The 8,566-nt window shown below is 32.8% G+C and carries 2 protein-coding genes and 2 pseudogenes; 1 reads left to right on the top strand and 3 read right to left on the bottom strand.

Annotated elements, in window-relative coordinates:
• Nucleotides 1-696: 696 nt before the first annotated feature.
• Complete coding sequence (locus ACFWDE_RS28825) at nucleotides 697-2,388, bottom strand: hypothetical protein (protein ID WP_377896184.1); 1,692 nt, start codon at nucleotides 2,386-2,388, stop codon at nucleotides 697-699.
• 1,754 nt (nucleotides 2,389-4,142) lie between these two features.
• Here ACFWDE_RS28825 and ACFWDE_RS28820 point away from each other — a divergent pair.
• Nucleotides 4,143-5,840, top strand: a complete 1,698-nt coding sequence (locus ACFWDE_RS28820; RefSeq protein WP_377896183.1) for an XRE family transcriptional regulator — start codon at nucleotides 4,143-4,145, stop codon at nucleotides 5,838-5,840.
• Nucleotides 5,841-6,451: 611 nt separating this feature from the next.
• On the opposite strand, the pseudogene ACFWDE_RS28815 reads toward ACFWDE_RS28820, so the two are convergent.
• Both ACFWDE_RS28815 and ACFWDE_RS28810 read right to left on the bottom strand, forming a co-directional pair.
• A pseudogene (locus ACFWDE_RS28815) lies at nucleotides 6,452-7,298 on the bottom strand (DUF2785 domain-containing protein).
• 399 nt (nucleotides 7,299-7,697) lie between these two features.
• Nucleotides 7,698-8,126, bottom strand: a pseudogene (locus ACFWDE_RS28810) (hypothetical protein).
• Between the last annotated feature and the right edge of the window lie 440 nt (nucleotides 8,127-8,566).

The raw sequence follows: 8,566 nt of genomic DNA, 5'->3' as shown, positions 1-8,566 counted from the left end.
GATAAAACTATTATACTTATGAAAAATGGCTTACAAACTCAGTAATAACAGCGTCTGCAAAGTTATAGAACCGTAAAAAATCGAAAAAAACACTTATTGGAAATGTATTTATTGCGTTTTGCGTCGCTCTAAATATACAAAATATCATAAAGTTGAATTACTTAACCTACATATAATCAGCATCATTTTGATGCGTAAAAGTGTATATAAGATTAATGGTAGTCTAGCTTAAATTAATAACATGATTTCCACATACGCTATAAAATAACCCACATTTTATTAACATTTAGAAGTAAGTTATAGACATAATTCAGTAAATCAACATTATTAACAAAAAACATTCTGATTTTAAGTAGCTTTATATATAAAACGTTTATATATAAAGCTTTGAGCTATTTTATTGTACACATTTGGACAATATTATTAAGATATCCACTGAATTAATATATATATTTACGATTTTTAGTAGATTAAATGCCGTTAATAGGACGAATGTTCAGAAAAAGGTAAAGTGAAATTGTGAATTACTGATTATATTTTAGGAATTTTGTATAGAAGTGTATAAAAAAAGAGAGGTATTCTAACTCAAATTTAAGAATCTCTCTCTTTTATGTTTGGATAGTACGAATATAATTTCTAATTTCAGCACGAATAGCCCTCCTTCTTTGATTTTTCAAAAAAGGAGAGCATGTAATTTTACATTGCAGGAAGCAGCTGATCTACCGTGCATGGTGTTTCACTATTTTTACGGTAATAAGCTTCTAAGGAATGAAGAAAATCGATTAAATTAAAGTCTTTAGGAACTTCAATTACGCGGATTTTTTCCTTAGGCAATCTATCTATTTTTTCAATGAACAGCTCGCGAATATCACTTGGAATATGATGTTCTTTCTGGCCATGAGATTTTAATAATTCACGAATTTTAATTTCTAATGCAATATATGCGTTAACATTTACTCCTTGCTCAAAAGCATACTTCCTAAATAGAGTTTCTTCTTGATACTGCATATAATTACGATGGTATGCTTCTTCAGTCACAGGAACCGCATATGTAGAATGAAGAAGGTCATGCGCTTTACAGAATAACTTCTTAACATTTTGTAATGAATATATAGCGAAGTGAGTACCAAATTTAAATACCGCATCTTCTTGTTTCTCTCTCGGCACATTATGTGTAATCAGAGAATAAATACCTGTTTTAGCAGCCGTATCCAATACGCGATATTGAGAAGACTGCTTTAATAATTTGCTTAGTGTATAAACAAGATTTTTAGGGAAACCCTCTTGTCTATCAATCATTTCACGTAATCCACGAATCACTTGGCGGATTTGACGATGACAGGAATGTTTTAAGACATTTACAAATTGGTTTATATCTTTTGTAAATTCTGCAATATTCATTTCAACTAATGATTCTTCAATGAACTTAGCTTTACGTTTATATGTAAGTCTTGGTGTAAATGGATCGCGATACTCTTCCCCTATTTCCTTATTACACAGGAAATCAGGGTGTACAGATAAATGCAGTGTTGTATACTGCTTTTTATTCTTTTTCCCTTTTTCTAATTTGCAAATTTTAAACAAAGAAGATCCAGTAGTAGTTGATTTAGTTGTTAATTCAGCCATTACAGAACGTATCTGATGTGGGTATTTCTTATGTAAGAAGCGATACATACCGCCAAAATGAGTCTGTTGTCCTTGTTCATCAAATTTGTATAGTGAACGTTTCAAAGTAGTTTCTCGTTTTTGCTGCATTGCGATATCAATAAATAGCTTTTTAGCAGCAATGGATAAATCGAAGAACTCTTTTGTAAATACAATTGGGCTGATAAACGTGTAAGGATTCGCTTTATTCGTTTCCTTGTTCATAAAATCAGTTAATGTAATTTTATATTTACCACTATACTCATTCTCAATTTCAATGATGTTGTGTAAGCTAAGCTTTTTCAACGCAACATAGAATTGTGAATGATGAATATGTGAAAATGCTTCTTTATAGTTTTTGTAGTCCTCCCAAAGCATGTGAATGGAAACATGAGAAAGTTCACCATAGGTATTACATTTTTTATGTAGAAATAGAAATACTTCTAGATCTGCATTAGTAATACCATATAGCTTATGCTTTCTACCATTTGCTTTAGTGAAGAGATTTTTCATTTGAAGTGAAAAAGATGGCTTGGCTTTTTCAACAAACCCTTCTTCATCTGCAATTCGTTCCTCGTAAGACATTGAATTTACGATATCTTCTAGATATGTATCTTTAAAGCTATAGTATTTGCCTTCTAAAGCTTCCACTAATTTTTGCCATGCTTTAATTGTTACTAATACTGGGGTTGTTGTTTCACCATTTAAACTACGTTTGTTCTTTATAACGAAAGGTTTAGCCATCTTTTTCACCTCCTCTTATTATGAGTTTCAGTTTTCACCTAAATAGGATATAAAAATTCAATTTTGATTATATCAAATCGAATCTTGGTGAAATGTGTCTCTTTAAGAGGAAAATCAAAAATGTGAAACGCAGCCTCATCCTTAGAGGCACAAGGGATTCAACGTTTCACAAAAAAAATCTTTTGGCCACCATAAAGCTATAAGGTATTTTGAATATGAAACGTATCTGAAATTAATGAAACAGCACCTAAACCTTGATATAATAGGTTTTTTAGTGCTTCGGGTTAAAAGTTGTTGCCACCATATAGCTATAACGTTTCAAGTTTTGAAATGACTAAATAAAGTGTAGAATTCATTCATAAATGTTGTGGTATAACGTTTTCATGTTAATTTAGGTCAAGGGAGTATTGCCATCATATAGCTATATACGTTTCATGTTTTTTTTAGATTGTTGCCATCATAAAGCTATGCCGTTTCATGTTTGAAATCAATGTTTCATTGCGCTTGAAATGTACCTAAACCCTTGTTACATATGGATTCATAGGTTTTTTTTAAAAAAAGTTGTTGCCATCATAAAGCTATAGCATTTCATTGGGATTTTTTAGTTTTTTTAAAGAATGGCTTTATATCAATGTTTAGCATTAATTTAAATAAAAAATTTTTTTTTTATATGAACAGATTTTAGTGCGTTTATGTTTCATATTTAAAGAGTTGTTGCCACCATATAGCTATAACGTTTCAAGTTTTCAATAGTACCTGCCACAATGTAGCTATGATGTTTCATAAAAGTAAAGATATTCGTGCCGATATATGGAATAACGTTAATTCTTGTTAAATGAAATCCAAAAATTCATTGGTATTTCTTGTTCAGAATATACTTGCCATCATAAAGCTAAAGCATTTTAAGTTTTCAATAGTACCTGCCACAATGTAGCTATAGGGTTTCATAAAAGTAGAAGTATTTGTGCTGATATATGGAATAACGTTAATTCTTGTTAAATGAAATTAAAAAATTCATTGGTATTTCTTGTTCAGGATATACTTGCCATCATAAAGCTAAAGCATTTTAAGTTTTCAATAGTACCTGCCATCATAAAGCTAAAGCGTTTCAAGTTTTCAATAGTACCTGCCACAATGTAGCTATAGGGTTTCATAAAAGTAGAGGTATCTTTGTCGAAGTAAGAAATAACGTTAATGCTTGTTAAGTGGAAATCAACAGTTTATCGGTATTTTTTGTTTCGAATATACTTGCCATCATAAAGCTAAAACGTTTCAAGTTCTAAGGAGTACTTGCCACAATGTAGCTATGACGTTTCATAAAAGTAAGGGTATTTGTATCATTGTATAGAATGATACAAATAATTTTTTAGATGAAACCAGCAAATCATTGATGTTTCTTGGTAAGAAAGTAATTGTTATCATAACGCTATAATGTTTTATTTCATTTGTAAGAAAAGGGACAATTACGTTTCACTTTAAAAGTATGATTTACACTATTTAATACCAAATGGGTTTCCCGCATGGAGATTGTAGTGTAAAGTAGTAATTTTACAAATAAGTACAGTCTTATATAATACAAGTACAAGAATGTTTACTTGATAGGACAAATACTGTTCGATAAATCATTTCTCGATATAGATTATTCTGATAACGTTTCAACTTATATGCTATGTTGCCACCATATAGCTATAACGTCTCAAGTTCTATAATTTATATTTCTAATTGGTGGGAATTTAGTAAGGAGGTTTTTGAATATGGAGAAAGTATTAGTGTTGTTTAGCGATGCCCTTTTACTTGCTGCACCAATGTATGAAAAGAACACGCAGCTATGGGAAAAGTGGAATAGATATTATGAGGAAGTACAGGGAAATCATGACAAAGTAGTAACTTCAGCTAATATATCCCCTTCATTTTCAGCTCTTGTTTCTTGGTTAGGCCAGAAACAAGAACAAGGGATTTCATTATTGCATATATACGCAAATCTAGATAAATATAAAATTGAGATTCGAAATGTACTCGATAAAATAATAGAGCAAGAATTTGGAGGTACGTCTGAAGAAGTTGAAACGTCTATAATATCTAATACAAACGATGAAAAATTAAAAGAGGATTCAATTGATCTACAAGAGGATTACTATCCTGTAAGTAATGATGCGGTGTATTATCAACTACGAGATGGTATAGCCAAGAATCACTTTGAAGAAGATGAAGTAGGAGCAGTATCTGTTTTACCATTAGAAACTAAAAATACAAGCGGAGTTGCTCAGCTATCGTCACACAAGGATGAAGATTTAAGGCTAGTAAATACTAATGAAGCAGAAAGATGGTCAATACTAGTCGATGGTGTTATTAGTAATATGGATGATCTTACCGCAGACTGTTTAGATACAATTACAATACAGTGGTTGAATCAAGCGAAATCTCAAGATGATTTTATTGATTTCAGCTATGAAAATGTACTAGATATGTGTAATATACCAAAAGCATCAGCAAACGGTATTGAGTATTATCGCGCAGAAGATAAAATAAAAATTGCACAGCGTATAGCTGCCTTGGCAAGTATCTTTATTTATTTAAATGATGATAATGAGGTCGTAGTTTTAAATGATCGTGCAGAAACTGGTGAGCAATTTGAAATGAAGCGTGAAATAATTAAAAGACTTTTCGTTTTAGATTCTGTAGTTCTTTGGAGAGATAAAAATACCAATGATTACGTAGGTATTGAATCTTGTAGAATAAAGCCGGGTAGCTTTTTGTCAATGTATTTATACGGATCTAGTAGCACAACAGCGTTATTATCTAAAAAAGCATTGGAGTATAATAGTTATCGACACAAATTCCATAAGCGACTAATTCGCTATTTATCTTGGCAGTGGAGAATTCGACAACAGTACAGTAATTTAAAAAGGCCATATTCAATTGGTGGAGAAAAAGGATTACTGTCTGTTATGGGGATTAATATAGCTAAGGGGCGCCCGCACCGTATTCGTGAGCAATTAGAAAATGTATTAATAGATTTAGAAAAAGAAAAAGTTATTTCACATTGGGAGTACGCTGAGGAAATTGATGAATCAAGAATTGGAGAACGGAACTGGTTTAAAAATTATTACTCAAAATTAGGAATCATCATTTTACCACCAAAAGAGTTAATGGATAATATCGGGAGTTTGGCAAAGAAAAAGGTAACTGATACTCCGGATAAGCAAGAAAGTAATTTGATTACAAATACGATAACTCATAGTACAGTAAGTACTGAGGAGCTAATTAGAGAGAAGATTATGCAGCAACATATGCATCAAAATAGAACAATGCGCGAAATAGCAGATGAGTTAGGCTTATCCCCTGCTACACTATCGAGATTCTGTAATAAGAAAATGAAACGCATCTCAAACAGTGTTAATGATAAATTAACCAAATGGTATGAAAGACAAATGATAATCGAGTCTATGTAAGCAAAAAAGGAGGAAACCACTTTGAAAATGGTTTCCTCTTTTTTTATGAATCTTAATGTAGCCTTAAATTAAAATCTGACTGAAAATAGTTGAAAACCCCTATTTTATAACACATAGAAAGAATCCATTTTGAAAAAGTGCCACTTTACCTATAAGTTGGCCGTGTGTTAATTATTAACCCATAAGTTGACCGTTAGTTTATGCGGAATTTTATAAATATGGAGTAAAGGAAATAAAGACAATGATTGCTTTTAACCACTGATATAATGGGATGAATAAGAAACTGCATACGTAGGTGAAGAGGATGTTTCACAGAATGTTGATAAGCCGGGGATTGTTGATGAGGAGAATTTCTGATAATGAATTTCACGTCAACTAGTACCTCTTTACGAGGGGCTAGTTGTTTTTTTGTTGTATACATATTAGACCTAGTCACAGGGTAGCTGCTCTAGTCCGTAAGATTATTTACATAAAACGGAATTAATTACTAACTTACTCTGGTGGGGTACCCCCTGTAACAAAAGGATGGTTTCTTGTTGTTTTTCTTGACATAAAAAGGGACAATCCCTCAGCCAATTTTCCATGGCTTTTGGGACAGCCCCTCTAATCCTTTAACTGATAGAAAACCTGTTCAATTTTTTCTTCAGTACCAAGCATGACAGTGTTAAGCTCATTCCCTCGGCTATCTTGTCCCCTTCTGAAATAGAGACTGCGTACAAAATTCTTGCTGTTCACGCGAGCAATCATTTGACTGCGACTTCTCGGAAAATTATAGCATTGCGCTAAGCCGCTAATCCAATCAGCGATTTCTTGATGTGGAAGTAACTCTTTGTCAATCATCGTATCCACGATGTTTACCAACCGCTCATCATCCTCATCGCTAAAAATGTGTCTACCATTATGAAGCATGCCAGAAATAGCGACAAGAACCTCACGCAGCATTGCGACGCTGCTCTCCTCGCACTGAACCAGCTCGACAAAAACATCCGCACCGTGAGCCGCGCTGTGAGCCCAGCCTCCTACTGAAAGGTAACCTCGCAGATCCTTCTCCTCTTTATAATAACGGAGCATCGCATGCATTAATTGCTCAATTTCCGCTTGATTGAAAAATGGATTCTGTCTGTGGCGTTGCACAATCAAAGCGATAGGTAAGGCAGAGAACGTCCTTGTAAAAACTGACTGATCATCCTCGCTGCCAATACTATAGAACAAATGGTTCTCATCAGTCAGAACAGTTAAGAGGCTTCGTAACTCCTCTTCACTGAACCTATTCTCTTCCTTAATCCACATATAAAACATCGGATAAATCAGGTTATCCCGTAATTTTGGCTGAGGATCGCCAATATATTGAAGTAACAAAGGTAAGAAATCTTGATGCTGCTCACCTTCGCGTAACTGATACTCATCCTTCTCAATTCTTTGCAAATCCAGCATCAATTTAGTCCTTGTATCGCTCATTTTCCCATCCCATGGATGCAATAAATTCAGACATCAATTTCATTGGCTCTCCCTCTGATTTGTGCGGTTTACTACTAGTATAGTTTCATCCAGATAGAACCACAATGTTTTTAGATAATTACCACAATTAAGATTATTTGTATAAAATGTAAATAATCTGACGGACTAGAGCAGCTACCCTGTGACTAGGCCTATTAGAAGCATAAGTTTGCCGCAAGCTAAAGAAAGCATAAGTTGACCGAAACGGCCACCTTATGCTTCTTGTTACAAAAAGGATTAATCAAAATGGATTCCTCTACAACAGATTAAGATATATTTTTTATGTAAATGTTTGTTTAAAACCTATGTAGAAGTCTTGTTTTTATGTATGTAAAATATTTTATGCCTTTAATCGTGTACTTACATACTAAAAAAATAAATACCCCTATTCATTTTAAAGATATATTCTTCATAACAGCATGCTTAATAATTTCCTGTTTCTAATTTTACCTAATAAACTTCGTCTAGCTCTTGTTCGAATGCATTCAATAACTGTTCTATTATATATTCCTTCGATGTCAATCCATTTAAATCATATCCATGTGGTATTGTTCCAAACCAAGCTGCTTCCCCATCAGGGTATTGACAAACAAGGAAATCTTTTTGACATTCTTTCAACTGTATGAGTTCTATTGTTTCATTATTAGTAGCCTGTGTAGCCATTTTTACAAGTTCATATATACCTTCCTGCTTATTTTCTGATAAAAGAGGAAGCTCATAATAATTACTCACATGTAGTCCCGCATTAACTTTAGCAAAATCGCTTAAAATTTTATTTATTATTTTCATCTTTAAATCTCCCTAAATTTAAAGATTCTTCAGCTGAATGTTAACATATAGCTTTGATAGCTAGTTAGACTTTCACGTTAGTGCAATAAGAAAAAACAAAGTGTAGATAATTCCGATTCATCTTTTTAATAAACGGTACATCTTTGTTTCAAACCCAAACTTAATAACCATTGCTTGGTTTACCGGTTCCACTGTACAAAATTAGTCCATTTAACATTTCTTCACTTTCTGATGTATCCTGAGCCACTTTCCATTTTATCAGCAATCCCCCCTTCCTCTTTCTTGCCAGAATATACAACAGGTCCAATTTCTTGAACAGAACTAATCGCCATTTGGTGTATCTATTGCTTTGTTAAGTTAGTAGCTGTATTACAGTAATATATATAATTCAATTAGAAAATCTATATTTAAATAAAAAAATAATAAATTTAGTTGATTTT

Origin of the sequence: Bacillus sp. NPDC060175 (assembly GCF_042728695.1) — a bacterium.
In the GTDB taxonomy this organism is placed as follows: Bacteria; Bacillota; Bacilli; order Bacillales; family Bacillaceae_G; genus Bacillus_A.
The sequence above is the reverse complement of the archived record's forward strand: the minus strand, read 5'-3'. Positions and strand labels throughout refer to the sequence as shown.

Excerpts from the sequence above, each read along its gene's own strand:
- ACFWDE_RS28825 (WP_377896184.1), bottom strand. The coding sequence starts at position 2,388 with ATGGCTAAACCTTTCGTTATAAAGAACAAACGTAGTTTAAATGGTGAA.
- ACFWDE_RS28820 (WP_377896183.1), top strand. The coding sequence starts at position 4,143 with ATGGAGAAAGTATTAGTGTTGTTTAGCGATGCCCTTTTACTTGCTGCA.